The organism is Hoeflea ulvae, assembly GCF_026619435.1.
GTDB lineage: Bacteria > Pseudomonadota > Alphaproteobacteria > Rhizobiales > Rhizobiaceae > Hoeflea > Hoeflea ulvae.
Genome location: NZ_JAOVZQ010000001.1, coordinates 3,644,013 through 3,658,031 on the forward strand (window position 1 = coordinate 3,644,013; position 14,019 = coordinate 3,658,031).

Here is a 14,019-nt window from a genome sequence, read left to right on the forward strand (position 1 = left end):
GGGGGTATGCCTTAAAACCTCAAGCATCGGCTTTCCCCGCAAATCTGTCCGTCGCCCGTATCAGTTGATCCAGAATCCCCGGCTCGGAAAACGCATGGCCTGCGCCCTCGATCAGGTGGAAGCCGGCGCGCGGCCAGGCCTTGTGCAATTGCCAGGCGATGCGCGCCGGGCACGGCATGTCGTAACGCCCATGCACGATCACGCCGTCGATATCAGCCAGCTTGTGGGCGTCGCGCAGCAATTGCCCCTCTTCCAGCCAGCCATTGTGGACGAAGAAATGGTTCTCGATCCGGGCGAAGGCCAGCGCGAACTTGTCCTCGTGAAACTTATCACTGGTTGAGGGTTCGGGCAGCAGCGTGATGGTCTCGCCCTCCCAGGCGCTCCAGGCTTTCGCCGCCGCAATCTGCTCGGCCTGGTCATCCCCCACCAGCCGCTTGCGGTAGGCCACCATCAGGTCGCCGCGCTCGGCCTCCGGGATCGGTGCCAGGAAGCGCTCCCATTTGTCGGGAAACATCTCCGAGACGCCGACCTGATAATACCAGTCGAGTTCGGCCCTGGTCAGCGTGTAGATGCCGCGCAGCACCAGTTCGCTGACATGCGCCGGATGGGTCTCGGCATAGGCCAGCGCCAGCGTCGAGCCCCAGGAGCCGCCAAAGACCAGCCATTGCTCAAACCCTGCCATCTCTCTGAGCCGCTCGATGTCCGCAACCAGATCCCAGGTGGTGTTGTTGTCGAGCGAGGCAAACGGCGTCGAGCGGCCGCAGCCGCGCTGGTCAAACAGGATCACGTCATAAAGTGCGGGATCAAACAGCCGCCTATGCACCGGACCGAAGCCGCCGCCCGGCCCGCCATGCAGAAACACCGCCGGCTTGGCGCCCATTGTGCCGACGCGCTCCCAATAGACCTGATGCCCGTCGCCAGTATCGAGAAAGCCGCTGTCGAATGGTTCGATCTCCGGGTACAATCCACGCAAGTCACTCATACTCTCAACTCCATTTGACCCAGACGACGACGGCGACTGTGACAACGACCACCAGTACGCCCTTGCCGATCAGCCCGTAAAGCAGCCATTTCGGCATTTCCGTTCCCGGCTTGCGCCCGCTCATGTCTTCGGCTCCGGCGGCCAGGCTTCGGTGTCACGGTCGGGGTGCTGATAACTGATCAGCGTTTTGAGAAAACTCACCGCGTCCGGGTCTTCCAGCGACTGCCGCTCGGGCAACGACGGGATGCCGTCGCACCAGATCCGCTTGCCCTCGACACCATAGGCGATCGTCGGCGGCACGGTATCGGGATCGTCAAACGCCAGCACCGTCAGCGCCAGCCCGTCCGGCGCATCATAGGCCAGCGGCGTTCCGCAGGCGCTGCAAAATCCGCGCCGTACCGCGTCCGAACTTTGAAACCAGGACGGTGCGCCGCGGGTCCATTCGATCGCCGCCTCGCCCACCGAAACCAGCGCCAGCGCCTGACTGGCAGAGGCTTTTTGGCACATCCGGCAATAGCAGACGGATGATGTGCCGGGCGCCCCGGTGAGCCGGAACCGCACCGCGCCACACTGGCAACCGCCCGAATGAATTTCCGCACTCATGATCTGCCCTCCTCGGGCCAGCTATCCGTGTCGTGATCCGGATGCTGATGATTGCTCGCGGCAATGCTGGTAAGCCCGCCCGGCAGATCATCGCGGTCGACATTCTTGCCCGGCAAACTGCCGTGCGCCGCATGAAACGGCATGCGTGTTTCAATCCCGTCCTGAGCAATCGGTGGAAACGCCGCCGGATCATCAAGGCTGCCAAGCGTCACCGCCATGCCGTCCGATTGCAGCGTGTCGAAAAACAGCGGCGTACCGCAATCCCGGCAAAACCCGCGCCGCACCGGATCAGACGACTGGAACCAGCCCGGTTCGCCCCGGGTGATGGTCAGCGTCTTGCCGGGCGCGAAACCGAGCGGCATGAAATAGTTGCCCGCAGCCTTCTGGCACATGCGGCAATGGCACAGATGCGCATAGTCAAGCGCGCCCTCGACGCGGTAGCGAATTGCGCCGCACTGGCAGCCGCCGGAGTGAACTCCCGTCATTGTTCGTCCTCCGGCTCAAAGCAGACCGCCTCGATGTTGTGGCCTTCCGGGTCCGTGACGAAGGCCGCGTAATACTCCGGATGATAGATCTCGCGAATGCCCGGCGCGCCATTGTCGCTGCCGCCATGGGCAAGCCCTGCGGCATGAAAGGCGCGAACCGCTCTGCGCGAATCTGCCCGGAAACAGATATGCGCCGACGGTGTCTGCAGCCCGTCCTCCGCAATCCACAACTGCCCCTTGCGGCCAATGCCAAACCCGGCATGGGCCACCGAGCCCGATTGCTCCGCCGTCACCTCACCGACCAGCTCCATGCCCAGTTCGGCAAGAATGGCCGCATAAAACCGCTTGGCGCTATCCATGTCGGCAACGCTGAGACTGACGTGATCCAGCATCATTTTCAGTTCAGTGGTCATCAAGGTACCTGCTGATGGTTTTTTCGATTTCCAGGAAAACGTGATCTTCGGCTTCAATCAGGTCTGCATTGTCAAACCGGAGCACAGCGTAGCCCTGCTGTTTCATCCACGCATCACGAACCCGGTCCCGGGCACGCCCCTGAACCGTTTCATGGCTGTCACCATCAACCTCGATGACAATCTTTTTCGACAGCCAGGCAAAATCGGCGATATAGGGACCAATCGGCGTTTCCCGCCGAAAGCGTGCCCCACGCGGCCGGAAATCGCGTAGCAAATTCCACATCTTCGCCTCGGCGCGCGTCAGCTCCGTGCGCAGCTTGCGGGCTCGCTCGCGGGTCTTGGGCGTGATGTTGGAATGGGGCATGAATCATGCTCCTCGCGAAACCGAAATCGGGTCAGGCAAAGTCCCCTCCCCAACCCCTCCCCACAAGGGGGAGGGGCTAGAAAGATCAGCCATCCCGGACAGCCTCAGACCGCACGAACAAGGCGCATAGGAATGAAGACGACTACGGCGAGAGCTGATTTGAAAATCACCCTCCGATGCACCCGCACATTCCGACCGATGATTGGGCAGGGTCGTGCCGCAGGCAAGCCCCTCCCCCTTGTGGGGAGGGGTTGGGGAGGGGACTTTTTCAAACCCACCGCTCACCGCTTGACCTCCCAGGTCGTCACCCGCTCACCAGTCTCCGGATCCTTGCCATCCTTGAGCTGGATTCCCTGCTCAAGCAATTCGTCGCGGATCTTGTCGGCTTCGGGCCAGTTTTTGGCGGCGATAAGTTCGAGGCGTTGGCCGCTTAGTACGGAAATCTCTGCATCGGTTGGATAGTCTTTGACCACATAACCGAACAAGTCGGACGAGGGTCCAGAATAATACAAACCCAAGAATTCGAGCGCACTCCTGAGCTCACCCGCTTTTTCTTCCGGCGTCTTGCCATGAACTGAGCTTGCGATTTCACTGCGCAATTCGGACAGGGCCACCAGCACCTGCGAAAAATTCAAATCATTTGCCAAACATTCAACTATAGATCGTGGCAAATCCTGAACTGCAGCTCCATGACAAGCTGAATTTAAGTCGTAGAGCTTGCTAGCCGCCTCCTCCAGCCGCTTCACGCTAAAATCGATCGGCTCGCGGTAATGCGTCATCAGCATGGCCAGCCGCAGCACTTCGCCGGGCCATTTGCGACCTCCGAATTTGTCGGTTTCCAACAATTCCGCAATCGTCACGAAATTGCCGTCGGACTTCGACATCTTCTTGCCTTCGACCTGCAGGAAGCCGTTGTGCATCCACAGATTGGCCATCCGGTCATTGCCGTGGGCGCAGCAGGACTGGGCGATCTCGTTTTCGTGGTGCGGGAAGATCAGGTCGAGACCGCCGCCATGGATGTCGAATTTGTGCGGCTCGGCCATTGCTTCTTGCGACAGCTTTCCGGCCTGGCTGGGGGCCTGCCAGAGCAGTTGATCGGCCATCACCGAGCATTCGATGTGCCAGCCCGGGCGGCCGTGAATGGTGACGGACTCGCCGGCCTCGGTGAAGCTTGCATCCCAGCCGGGCTCGTCGCTCGCGGATTCTTTCCACAGCACGAAATCCCCCGGATTGCGCTTGTGATCCTCCACCGCGATGCGGGCGCCGGCCTGCTGGTCCTCGAGCTTGCGGTTGGACAGCTTGCCATAGTCCGGCATTGAGCTCACCGAAAACAGCACCTCCCGCCCTTCCCGGCCCGACGTCACATAGGCATTGCCCTTGTCGATCAACGTCTGGATCATCTTGGCCATGCCATCGATATGGGCGGTGGCGCGCGGCTCATGCGTCGGCGGCAGACAGCCGAGTGCCGCGACATCCTTGTGGTAGCGGTCAGCCGTCTTCTCGGTCACCTTGGCAATCGCTTCATTGAGCGGCAGATCGGGATAATCGCGCAAGGCGCGAGCGTTGATCTTGTCGTCGACATCGGTGAGGTTGCGCACATAGGTGACGTGCTCCTCACCATAGACATGGCGCAGCAGCCGGAACAGCACATCGAAGACGATCGCCGGGCGGGCATTGCCGATATGGGCGAAATCATAGACCGTCGGGCCGCAGACATACATCCGCACATTGTCCGGATCGATCGGCGTAAACTCCTCCTTGACCCGCGTCAGAGTGTTCCAGAATTTGAGTTCGGTCATGGTAACTCCCCGATGCCAGAACCCTGGCCCGGGTCGTTTGTCCTGTTTGATCAAAGAAGACGAAAACGGCCGAGCCAGCGAAGCGCTAGCGAATAATGATGCCGCAAATGCAGGTGGCGCGTGCGCCGTGTGCCGTTTTCATGCTGTTCTTATCCCCGATTGAACCCGCCTGGTCAAGATGCCCGGCAGCGGCTTTCAGCCGGCGAAAAACCGGTAGAGCAGCGACAGCGACAGCGCCGCCATCACCGCCGCGATCAACCCGTCGAGCACCCGCCAGGCCGAGGGCTTCAAAAACAGCGGTTCCAGCACCCGCGCGCCATAGCCAAGCCCGAAAAACCAGATGAACGACGACGACATCGCCCCGATGGCAAACGCCAGCCGTGCGGTGCCCTCGTAACGTCCGCTCAATCCGCCGACCAGCAGCACGGTGTCGAGATAGACATGCGGATTGAGGAAGGTGAAGGCGAGGCAGGTCAGCACCGCAGCCTTGAGCGATGCGGGACCGGATCTGGCCGCTTCCAGCCCGGACGGGGAGATCGCCCGCCGGAACGCCAGGAACGCATAGACCGCGAGAAATGCCGCCCCGCCGAGCGTCACCACACCGATCAGGATTTTCGAACCTGAAATGATCGCGCCAAGCCCGGCGACGCCAAGCCCGATCAGCACGGCATCTGACAGAGCGCAGATCAGGCAGAGGATGAAGACGTGCTGACGCAGCAACCCCTGCCGCAGGATAAAGGCATTCTGCGCGCCGATGGCGATGATGAGCGAGCCGCCAAGCAGCAGGCCGGAAACGGCCGGGGCGAAAAGGGGTGTCATCGGGTCAGAACAACTTCATCTGGTCATCGGCCGGATCGGCGGCCTTGGGTTTGCGGGCCGGCCTTGTCTGTTCCGGCGGTTCGGTCTCGTCTGTCGCAGGCTCCTGCACCTCGGGGCCGGAATTGGCAACCTTGTTGACCAGATCGGAGACCCGGATCGCCTCGAAAAAATCATCCGGCGCCGGCGCCATCAGGTCGTTCACATGCCGCGGTTCCTGGTTGAGGCAGTCGAGCCAGCGGGAGAAATCCTCCGGGCGGATCACCACCGGCATCCGGTTGTGAATTGGCGCGATTTCCGCGTTTGGCCCTGTTGTCAGCACAGCCGCGGTGTCGATCTCCGCCCCGTCGGCGCTCATATAGGTCTCAAGCAAACCGCCAAAGGCAACGATCTCGCCATTTCTGGGCTTGATCCAGTAGGGCGTGGATTTCTGTTTCAGAATCCTTGCCCGGCCGGTGCCATTCATAAAATCCAGAAGCCGCGATCAGCACCCGGCGGTGCCGCATGGCGGCACGGAACGAGGCTTTTTCGGCGGCGGTCTCGGACCTTGCATTGATCAGCAGCGGAAAATCGGCCGGATCCTTGACCCAGCCCGGCAAAAAGCCCCAGCGCGCCAAGAGCGCCCTGCGGTCGGTGCGGTTATCGCCCTCGGCGCGGCGGCGGTCGCCGGCAATGATCAGGATCGGCTGTGTTGGGGCAATATTGTAGCGCGGCGGGAAATCCTCGATTTCCTCGAGCCCGAACAGTTCCTGCACCTCTTGCGGGGTTGCTGTTAATGAAAAACGTCCACACATTGCCAATCCATGACGCAGGACAGGGACAGGGTCAAGCAATGGCAACTCAGGCAGATGACGTCGCAACCGGTCCGGCACTGGCGGTCTCGGTGGCGCTCGAGCGCGACGGCAGATATCTGCTGGTGCTGCGCGCCAACCCGCCGGCGCAGAACATGTACGCCTTTCCCGGCGGCCGGGTCGATCCCGGCGAAGCGCTGGAAACCGCGGCCCTGCGCGAACTCGAGGAGGAGACCGGGCTCAAGGCCAGCAATCCCCGCCCCTTCGCCACCTTCGACCTGCCCTCGCGCCAGCCCGATGGCAGCGTGGCCGCGCATTTTCTGCTCACGGTGTTTGTCGCCGATGATCCCGGCGGCGAGCCGCAGGCGCTTGACGATGCCAAGGCCGTCGGCTGGTTCAGCCCTGAGGAGATCCGCAGCCTGCATGCGCCCCAAAGCATGGTCGAGTGCATCGACATGCTGGCGGCCATGGCCCGGCCACGGGACCAGGACGACACGCCGCAGGTGCGGTGAACGCCTGCTGAGGCGTCAGGAACGGTTGCCTTGTCGCCCGGTTGCGATTACCCCGGCCCGGAAACCAGGTGATCACCCGCCTCGCGGCGGCAACAATGGAGATCGGCCCATGACCGGCACAATACGTATCCTCGATGGCGGCATGAGCCGCGAACTGATGCGGCTGGGCGCCCGGCTGGTGCAGCCGGAATGGTCGGCACTCGCATTGATCGAAACGCCCGACATCGTGCGCCAGGTGCATGCCGAATTCATCGCCGCCGGCGCCGACGTCATCACCACCAACAGCTATGCGCTGGTGCCCTTCCACATTGGCGACGACCGGTTCCGTGACGATGGCGCCGAGCTGATTGCCAGGTCGGGCCGGCTGGCGCGCGAGGCGGCGGACGCCGAAACCCGCGGCAAAGTGCTGGTCGGCGGCGGCCTGCCGCCGATCTTCGGCTCCTACGAGCCGGACAATTTCGATCCCGCCCGGGTGCAGGACTATCTCTCGGTGCTCGTCGAAAACCTCGCGCCGCATGTCGACATCTGGCAGGCCGAAACGCTCAGCCTGATCGCCGAGGCCGAGGCGGTGCGTGTGGCCACGGAATCCACAGGCAAGCCGCTCTGGGTGTCGTTCACGCTAGCCGATGCGACGACTGCCGAAAGGACCGGCGAACCGGCGCTGCGCTCGGGCGAAAGCGTGACGGCTGCTGCGGAATGGGCAGCCGGCGCGGGCGTCGCGACGCTTTTGTTCAATTGCAGCAAGCCCGAAGTGATGGAGCCGGCGATCCGCACCGCCGCCGCGGTGTTTGCGCGCTTGGGCGTCGACATCGCCATCGGCGTCTACGCCAATGCCTTTGAAGAAGAGACCGACGGCGAGAAGGCCAATGAAGGCCTCAGCGGCATGCGCGAGGAGCTTTCCGGCGACGGCTATCTTGCTTACGCCCGGACCTGGGTTGCAGCCGGTGCCACTCTGGTCGGCGGCTGCTGCGGCATCGGCGCCGACCAGATTTCCCGGCTGGCCTCGGAACTGAAGGCCTGAGCCGGCCGCTGCGCGGCTCCCGCTTCACCCGGCGCCTCAGAACCACCTTCAGGCCCGGCCTCACCGCAATGTGACCGGGCTTGATTGGCGCCGGGTCCGCCTCCTGGCGCAGAGTGGGGCGATGCAGCCCTTCGCCTCTCCCCGACCGGCAAGCGCCGGACATGCTTATCTGTCAGGCATCATCGTCATGGCGCTGCTCGCAGGTCTTGGCCTTGCCGCCTCGACCATCAGCGCCACCGCCAATCCGGAGCTGTGGCAGCGCGAGGGCTGGCGCACCGATTTTTCCAAAACCGCCATCGATCTTGCCGAGATCATGTCCGGCGGACCGCCGCGCGACGGCATCCCGCCGATCGATGAGCCGATCTTCCTGCCGGTTTCGCAAACGGCCGGGCTGGATGACAAGGAACCGGTGATGTCGGTTGTCATCGACGGTCAGGCCCGGGCCTATCCGCTCAGCATCATGATCTGGCACGAGATCGTCAACGACACCCTGGCCGGACGGCCGATTGCGGTGACCTATTGCCCGCTGTGCAATGCGGCCATCGTCTTTGACCGCACCATCGCCGGCGCGGTGACGACATTCGGCACCACCGGCAAGCTGCGCAATTCCGATCTCATCATGTATGACCGCGACACCGAGAGCTGGTGGCAGCAATTCACCGGTGAAGCCATTGCCGGGTCGCGCACAGGAACCAGGCTGGACGTGATCCCGTCACGGCTCGATTCCTGGCAGAATTTCCGCGCCCGTCACCCCGGCGGCGAGGTTCTGGCGCCCGGCAATCCCGGCCTGCGCGCCTATGGCAAGAACCCCTATGCCGGCTATGACAGTTCCGCGGTTCCGTTTCTCTATCGCGGCACCATGCCCGACGGCATCGCGCCGCTTGCCTATGTCGTGGTGGTGCGCGATGCGCCCGCTCCGCTGGCCGTATCGCTCGACAGGCTGCACCGCGACGGGTCGGTGGATCTCGACGGGGTTGAAATCACCTGGGTGCCGGGCGTCCGCTCGGTGCTCGATACGGCTGCCATCGATGAGGGCCGCGAGATCGGCGGCGTCACGGTGACCCGCAATGGCATGGATCTGGCGCATGAACTGACCTTCGCCTTCGTCGTGAAGGCGTTCCTGCCGCAGACCGAGATCATGCAATAACCACGGCACCTGATTCGCGATTTCATCGCGCGATGTCTTGGTGTAAGGGACATCCATGTCACCCCGCTTCGCCCAGATTCTGACCATCGTGCTGCCCCTGGCATTTGCCCCTGGCCCACACCAGCTGTGGGCGCAGACGGCCGCGGAGATTGCAGACGAGGACCTGGCGGAGACCGAACCCGATCAGCCGCCTCCACCCTATGAAGCAAGGCTGCTGCGTCTGGCCGAAATTCTCGGCTCGGTGCAGTATCTGCGCAATCTGTGCAATGCCGAGGGCGAGACCGGCTGGCGCGAAACCATGCAGAAGCTGCTCGACAGCGAGACGGCGGGCGAAGAGAATCGGCGCGAGCAACTCACCGCCGGCTACAACCGCGGATTTCGCGCTTTCGCCTCGGTTTACACAGTCTGCACCGATGCCGCCCTTGTTGCCGAGGAACGTTACCGTCGCGAAGGAGCAACACTTGTCACAGAAATCGTGGCGCGCTACGGAAATTGAGGATTTGTTAACCGATATCGTCGCAGCCCCGTGCCGAAACGCATCAAGGCATGTTACGGTGTTAACAAGATGGTAAGTAAAAGTTGGTCCGCATGACACATCAGACACCGCATACGCCCGATGAACTCGATGATCTGATCATCCAGGAAAAGCTCCAGGTGGCGATGGAACTGCAGCATGACGCCTGGGCCGAAAGCACGGCAGACGGCATCGAGCCCGAAATCATCGCCGACGCAGCCATGATCACGGCGATTCGCGAAACCGTCCGGGCATTGGGCGAAGATCAGGCTGAAGCTCTGGTCGACTCGCTGCGCGAGCGCATTCTCGCCGGTGAATTTTCTCCCGGCCGAGTGCTTCAATAGGATTATCGGCGGGGAGACAGGTGGGCGACAGGCGCAACAGCGGGTTTGAAACCGGCAGATTGAAGGACATCGCAGCCCTGTCAGTTGCGCTTTTTGTGGTCGTGTCCACAGGCCCGGCGCTGTCACTGAGCGAGCTCGCACCGGCCCAGCCTCCCTCGGAAGAGGTCGAGCAGGGAGCGCCGCTGCCGCCGCTTGACGAACCCCAGACCGGACTGGATGGCGGCCTGCCCGAACCGGGACCAGTCATCCGCACAACGCCCCAGTCCGGCGAACCGGCATCCGAGGCCGGCGTGACCGAAGAACTCCCCCCGGTCGAAATTCTCACCGACTTCACGCAATTGCCCGAACCGGCCCGGCGCATGCGCCAGTTGATGCTGGATGCGGCCGCCACCGGCGAAATCGAGAATCTCAGGCCGCTGCTCGGCACCGGCCCCACCGCGACCCAGTTGTCATTCGGTGAAATCGAGGCCGATCCGGTCGCCTATCTGCGATCGATCTCGGGCGACGGAGAAGGCCAGGAAATCCTGGCAATTCTCATCGACCTGCTCAACACCGGCTTTGTCCGGATCGATGCCGGCGACGCCAATGAAACCTATATCTGGCCCTATTTCGCCGCCCTGCCGCTCGACGGGCTGACGCCGCCGCAGCAGGTCGAGCTGCTGCGCATTGTCACCGCCGGCGACGTCGAGGACATGAAAGCCTATGGCGGCTACAATTTCTACCGGGCAGGCATCTCGCCGGATGGCGAGTGGCGGTTCTTCGTGGCCGGAGACTGATCCTCCGATCTTCGCTTCCACCCTTGCCCGAAGCGCCGCGACCGCCTACCTGTTCACCAGTTCTTGTTGCCGACCAAACCGGAGTGCCGCGCTGTGCCAGCCCTCGTCCTTGCCGACCGGATTCTCGTGCGCGTGGATGGCGCCGATGCCGGTCATTTTCTGCAAAACCTGATCACTGCCAATATCGACGCGCTGCCGGATGGACAGGCCAGGCCCGCAGCATTGCTGACACCGCAAGGCAAGATCCTGTTCGATTTCCTGATCTCGAAATCCGGCGAGACCGGTTTCAACTGCGATATCCGCACCGAAATCGCCGATGATTTTGTCCGTCGGCTGACGCTCTACAAGCTGCGCGCCGCCGTCACGCTCGAAAAGAGTGCCGATACGCCGGTGATTGCCGGCTGGGATGGCAATGCCCCGGTCGGCGCGCTTGCCGACACGCGGTTTCCGGAAGCTGCCGGGGTGTGGCGGCTCTATGGCAGCGGCGCGGTTCTCGATGCGGAACGGCCGGACTGGGAAACCATGCGAATCAGCCACGGCATTGCCGAATCCGGCGCCGATTTCGCCCTGTCCGACATTTTCCCGCATGACGCCATGATGGACAAGAATGACGGCGTGGATTTCCGCAAGGGCTGCTATGTCGGCCAGGAAGTGGTGTCGCGCATGCATCACCGCGGCACCGCGCGGCGGCGGGTGGCGATCGTCACCGCCGAGACCGACCTGCCGCAGGCGCCTGCGGACGGCGACGGCATCAACATTCTGGCGGGCGAAAAGACAGTCGGCAGCCTCGGCTCCACCGCCGGCAAGACAGGCCTTGCCATGGTCCGCACCGACCGGGTCGCCGATGCGCTCGCCGACAACATCCCGCTGACTGCTGGTGGCACGCCGGTGACGCTTGAGCTGCCCGCGTGGAGTGGCCTCTCCTTTGCCAGCCCTGCGCCGGACGCATAAGCCGTGGCGAGTTCCGAAAAAGCCCCCCGCGCCTGGCAGCGCATGCTCTCGGGCCGCAGGCTCGATCTGCTCGACCCCTCGCCGCTGGATGTCGAGATTTCCGATATTGCGCAAGGATTGGCCCGGGTGGCGCGCTGGAACGGCCAGACCCGCGGCGACCATGCCTTCTCCGTGGCCCAGCATTCGCTGATGGTCGAGGCCATCGTCGGCCGGCTGACCGATGCCTCGCCCCCGACCTTGCAAATGGCTTTGCTGCATGACGCGCCCGAATATGTCATCGGCGACATGATCTCACCATTCAAGGCGGTGGTCGGCGGCGGCTACAAGACGGTGGAAGCCAGGCTGGAGGCCGCCATCCATATCCGCTTCGGGCTTCCGCCCGTCACGCCCAAATCCGTCAAGGCGCTGATCAAGCGGGCAGACCGGATTGCCGCCTATTTCGAGGCAACGGAACTCGCCGGCTTTGGCGACGCCGAGGCGCGGGCCTTTTTCGGCTCGCCGCGCGACATCAACCGCGACATGCTCGATGTGCCGCCGCGGCCCGCAGCCGAAATCGAGACGCAGTTTCTCGCCCGTTTCGAGGCGATCGAGGCGCTGCGCCGCGCCGGAGGGAGCTGAGCCATGTCCTATCTCATCGTCTGCCGTCTCAACCAGATCGCCGAATCCGCCGTGCTCCACGGCGCCCGCGAAATGGTCAGCCTGCTCGCCGAGAACCAGGATTTTCACCGCCCTGCGGTGATCGACCAGGCCCGGCATCTCAGGCTCGGCCTCAATGACATTTCCATTGTCCGCCCCGGGCTCACCGCCCCGGGTGAAGCCCATGTCGACCAGTTGATAGACTTCGCCCGCAGCTGGGATCAGACCGCCCCGCTGGTGGTGCATTGCTGGCTGGGGATTTCCCGCTCGCCCGCCGCGGCCGCCATCACCGCACTGGCGATTGAACCCGATCAGGACGAGATGGCACTGGCGCAACGATTGCGCGCAGCCTCCCGCTTCGTTACGCCCAATGCCAGGCTCATCGAAATCGGCGACGCGATGCTTGGCCGCGGCGGACGGCTGGTGACGGCGATCAAGTCGATCGGCCGGGGCGCCGATGCCTATGAGGGCAGCCGCTTCTGCTTCGCCATCCGGCCCGGTGAAGACGTTCCGCCTGCCACGCCCCACCGGCGCAAGAAGATGGGCTGAGCACACCATGCAGCCCAGCTTCCCGGACATGGACGACATTCCTCCGTTGCGGATCGGGCTCAACGCGGCAATCGTCGCGGTCACCAACCACACGCCGAGCATCCTCGCGGTGCCGGCCTCTCCCGGTCACGGCCCGGCCGACGGGCTGCCATTCGGCCCGTTCGACCCGGCCCGCCACCGAACTTTCGAGGCCAGCCTGCGCGCAAGCGTAGAAAGCCAGACCGCGCTCAATCTGGGCTATGTCGAACAGCTCTACACCTTTGGCGACCGCGGACGCCAGATGCGCAGCGATGATGCCGGCCATGGCGACGGACCGCATATGGTCTCGGTCGGCTACCTCGCCTTGACCCGGGCCGATGCGGAAAATCCCGAAGCGCTGCACGCCACCGGCGCCCGCTGGCGCGACTGGTACGAGCTGTTTCCCTGGGAAGACTGGCGCGACGGCCGCCCCGGGATGCTCGACGCCGCCATTTTGCCGCGGCTGTTGCCCTGGGCGGGAGAAAAGATCGCCAATCCGCAAAATCCCAGCCGCATGGCCCGCATCCGGCTGGCCTTCGGGCTCAATGATTTCCCCTGGGATGAAGAGCGCGTGCTCGACCGCTATGAGCTGCTCTACGAGGCCGGGCTGCTGGCCGAGGCCGTGGCCGACCAGCGCGTAAGCTCCACCGGCCTGACCGTTCCGCTCGGCCGCGCCATGCGCTTTGACCATCGCCGCATCGCCGCCACGGCCGTGCAGCGGCTCAGGGCCAAGATCAAGTACCGCCCGGTGATATTCGAGCTGATGCCGCCCGATTTCACCCTGACCCAGTTGCAGACCACGGTAGAGGCGATTTCGGGCCGGCACCTGCACAAGCAGAATTTCCGCAGACTGGTCGAGGGCGCCGAACTGGTCGAACCCACAGGGGCGGCCAGCTCCGCCACCGGCGGCCGTCCCGCAGCGCTTTACAGGTTCCGCGCCAAGATCCTCGAAGAGCGCCCCGCCCCCGGCCTGCGCCTGGGCGGCAGGGGATAGACCGCCGGCATCGCGGCCACGGAGCCAGCGTCTGTGCGGCCTCGATCATTCGACGGAACCGGATGGACAGGCTGCGGACTACCGAATCATTGCTCGGCTGGATCAAAGCAACACAACAACAGAAAACTATCCGGCCGCGATTTACCAATATTTCACCGCGAAACAGAGTTTGCATGTAAAAACAAAGCCAGATGATCACCCACAGCAATCCCTGTTGTATTCACTCAGGCCATGACGTAATATTTCAAATATATACACAAGGTGATTGCAGCGATCGGCAAAGCTGGAAGATATACAATCAAGC

17 protein-coding genes and 1 pseudogene are annotated in these 14,019 nt (G+C 63.3%); 10 read left to right on the forward strand and 8 right to left on the reverse strand.

The genetic code is table 11. The annotated features are described in order from the left end of the window. Positions 1-19: 19 nt before the first annotated feature. The 8 genes and pseudogenes from pip to OEG82_RS17360 form a co-directional block, all read right to left on the reverse strand. On the reverse strand, positions 20-982 hold the full coding sequence (gene pip, locus OEG82_RS17325) for a prolyl aminopeptidase (RefSeq protein ID WP_267613641.1): 963 nt from the start codon (positions 980-982) through the stop codon (positions 20-22). Between the two features lie 120 nt (positions 983-1,102). Continuing rightward, positions 1,103-1,585 (reverse strand): GFA family protein, encoded by a 483-nt coding sequence (locus OEG82_RS17330; protein ID WP_267613642.1) that lies wholly within the window; start codon positions 1,583-1,585, stop codon positions 1,103-1,105. Then, complete coding sequence (locus OEG82_RS17335; RefSeq protein WP_267613643.1) at positions 1,582-2,070, reverse strand: GFA family protein; 489 nt, start codon at positions 2,068-2,070, stop codon at positions 1,582-1,584. Before OEG82_RS17335 ends, OEG82_RS17330 begins: the two co-directional genes overlap by 4 nt. Then, positions 2,067-2,483 carry a VOC family protein gene (locus tag OEG82_RS17340; RefSeq protein ID WP_267613644.1) on the reverse strand — a complete coding sequence of 139 codons (417 nt, stop codon included), beginning with the start codon at positions 2,481-2,483 and terminating at the stop codon, positions 2,067-2,069. Before OEG82_RS17340 ends, OEG82_RS17335 begins: the two co-directional genes overlap by 4 nt. Continuing rightward, entirely contained in the window at positions 2,473-2,847 is a 375-nt protein-coding gene (locus tag OEG82_RS17345) for an endonuclease domain-containing protein (RefSeq protein ID WP_267613645.1), read from the reverse strand. The genes OEG82_RS17340 and OEG82_RS17345 overlap by 11 nt, the downstream gene beginning before the upstream one ends. Positions 2,848-3,128: 281 nt before the next feature. Beyond that, complete coding sequence (gene cysS, locus OEG82_RS17350) at positions 3,129-4,646, reverse strand: cysteine--tRNA ligase (protein ID WP_267613646.1); 1,518 nt, start codon at positions 4,644-4,646, stop codon at positions 3,129-3,131. A gap of 195 nt (positions 4,647-4,841) precedes the next feature. Next, complete coding sequence (locus OEG82_RS17355) at positions 4,842-5,465, reverse strand: LysE/ArgO family amino acid transporter (RefSeq protein WP_267613647.1); 624 nt, start codon at positions 5,463-5,465, stop codon at positions 4,842-4,844. 4 nt (positions 5,466-5,469) lie between these two features. Next, positions 5,470-6,256 (reverse strand): annotated as a pseudogene (locus OEG82_RS17360) (SOS response-associated peptidase). A 38-nt stretch (positions 6,257-6,294) separates the two neighbouring features. Here OEG82_RS17360 and OEG82_RS17365 point away from each other — a divergent pair. From OEG82_RS17365 to OEG82_RS17410, 10 genes are all read left to right on the forward strand, one after another. Beyond that, entirely contained in the window at positions 6,295-6,765 is a 471-nt protein-coding gene (locus OEG82_RS17365; RefSeq protein ID WP_267613648.1) for an NUDIX hydrolase, read from the forward strand. A 109-nt stretch (positions 6,766-6,874) separates the two neighbouring features. Then, positions 6,875-7,786, forward strand: coding sequence for a homocysteine S-methyltransferase family protein (locus OEG82_RS17370; protein ID WP_267613649.1), 912 nt, complete (start codon positions 6,875-6,877; stop codon positions 7,784-7,786). A gap of 121 nt (positions 7,787-7,907) precedes the next feature. Then, positions 7,908-8,933, forward strand: coding sequence for a DUF3179 domain-containing protein (locus OEG82_RS17375; protein WP_267613650.1), 1,026 nt, complete (start codon positions 7,908-7,910; stop codon positions 8,931-8,933). Between the two features lie 55 nt (positions 8,934-8,988). Further along, the gene (locus tag OEG82_RS17380) at positions 8,989-9,429 is read left to right on the forward strand and encodes a TIGR02301 family protein (protein ID WP_267613651.1); all 441 of its coding nucleotides are present in this window, start codon (positions 8,989-8,991) and stop codon (positions 9,427-9,429) included. A 92-nt stretch (positions 9,430-9,521) separates the two neighbouring features. Beyond that, on the forward strand, positions 9,522-9,791 hold the full coding sequence (locus tag OEG82_RS17385; RefSeq protein ID WP_267613652.1) for a hypothetical protein: 270 nt from the start codon (positions 9,522-9,524) through the stop codon (positions 9,789-9,791). 20 nt (positions 9,792-9,811) lie between these two features. Further along, positions 9,812-10,567, forward strand: coding sequence for a hypothetical protein (locus OEG82_RS17390; RefSeq protein WP_267613653.1), 756 nt, complete (start codon positions 9,812-9,814; stop codon positions 10,565-10,567). Positions 10,568-10,660: 93 nt separating this feature from the next. Further along, a complete protein-coding gene (gene ygfZ / locus OEG82_RS17395) occupies positions 10,661-11,518 on the forward strand; it encodes a CAF17-like 4Fe-4S cluster assembly/insertion protein YgfZ (RefSeq protein WP_267613654.1) in 858 nt (285 codons plus the stop codon). 42 nt (positions 11,519-11,560) lie between these two features. Then, positions 11,561-12,136: an HD domain-containing protein gene (locus OEG82_RS17400; RefSeq protein ID WP_267614987.1), complete on the forward strand. Its 576-nt coding sequence runs from the start codon at positions 11,561-11,563 to the stop codon at positions 12,134-12,136. A 3-nt stretch (positions 12,137-12,139) separates the two neighbouring features. Further along, entirely contained in the window at positions 12,140-12,703 is a 564-nt protein-coding gene (locus OEG82_RS17405; protein ID WP_267613655.1) for a tyrosine phosphatase family protein, read from the forward strand. Between the two features lie 7 nt (positions 12,704-12,710). Beyond that, on the forward strand, positions 12,711-13,715 hold the full coding sequence (locus OEG82_RS17410) for an NUDIX hydrolase (protein WP_267613656.1): 1,005 nt from the start codon (positions 12,711-12,713) through the stop codon (positions 13,713-13,715). Positions 13,716-14,019 lie beyond the last annotated feature (304 nt).

Bases quoted from the DNA above. Each gene is read 5' to 3' on its own strand.
- OEG82_RS17340 (WP_267613644.1), bottom strand. From the start codon at position 2,483: ATGACCACTGAACTGAAAATGATGCTGGATCACGTCAGTCTCAGCGTT.
- OEG82_RS17400 (WP_267614987.1), top strand. From the start codon at position 11,561: ATGCTCTCGGGCCGCAGGCTCGATCTGCTCGACCCCTCGCCGCTGGAT.
- OEG82_RS17375 (WP_267613650.1), top strand. From the start codon at position 7,908: ATGCAGCCCTTCGCCTCTCCCCGACCGGCAAGCGCCGGACATGCTTAT.
- pip (WP_267613641.1), bottom strand. From the start codon at position 982: ATGAGTGACTTGCGTGGATTGTACCCGGAGATCGAACCATTCGACAGC.
- OEG82_RS17365 (WP_267613648.1), top strand. From the start codon at position 6,295: ATGGCAACTCAGGCAGATGACGTCGCAACCGGTCCGGCACTGGCGGTC.
- OEG82_RS17410 (WP_267613656.1), top strand. From the start codon at position 12,711: ATGCAGCCCAGCTTCCCGGACATGGACGACATTCCTCCGTTGCGGATC.
- OEG82_RS17405 (WP_267613655.1), top strand. From the start codon at position 12,140: ATGTCCTATCTCATCGTCTGCCGTCTCAACCAGATCGCCGAATCCGCC.
- OEG82_RS17330 (WP_267613642.1), bottom strand. From the start codon at position 1,585: ATGAGTGCGGAAATTCATTCGGGCGGTTGCCAGTGTGGCGCGGTGCGG.
- OEG82_RS17355 (WP_267613647.1), bottom strand. From the start codon at position 5,465: ATGACACCCCTTTTCGCCCCGGCCGTTTCCGGCCTGCTGCTTGGCGGC.
- OEG82_RS17385 (WP_267613652.1), top strand. From the start codon at position 9,522: ATGACACATCAGACACCGCATACGCCCGATGAACTCGATGATCTGATC.
- OEG82_RS17335 (WP_267613643.1), bottom strand. From the start codon at position 2,070: ATGACGGGAGTTCACTCCGGCGGCTGCCAGTGCGGCGCAATTCGCTAC.
- OEG82_RS17370 (WP_267613649.1), top strand. From the start codon at position 6,875: ATGACCGGCACAATACGTATCCTCGATGGCGGCATGAGCCGCGAACTG.
- cysS (WP_267613646.1), bottom strand. From the start codon at position 4,646: ATGACCGAACTCAAATTCTGGAACACTCTGACGCGGGTCAAGGAGGAG.
- OEG82_RS17380 (WP_267613651.1), top strand. From the start codon at position 8,989: ATGTCACCCCGCTTCGCCCAGATTCTGACCATCGTGCTGCCCCTGGCA.
- OEG82_RS17345 (WP_267613645.1), bottom strand. From the start codon at position 2,847: ATGCCCCATTCCAACATCACGCCCAAGACCCGCGAGCGAGCCCGCAAG.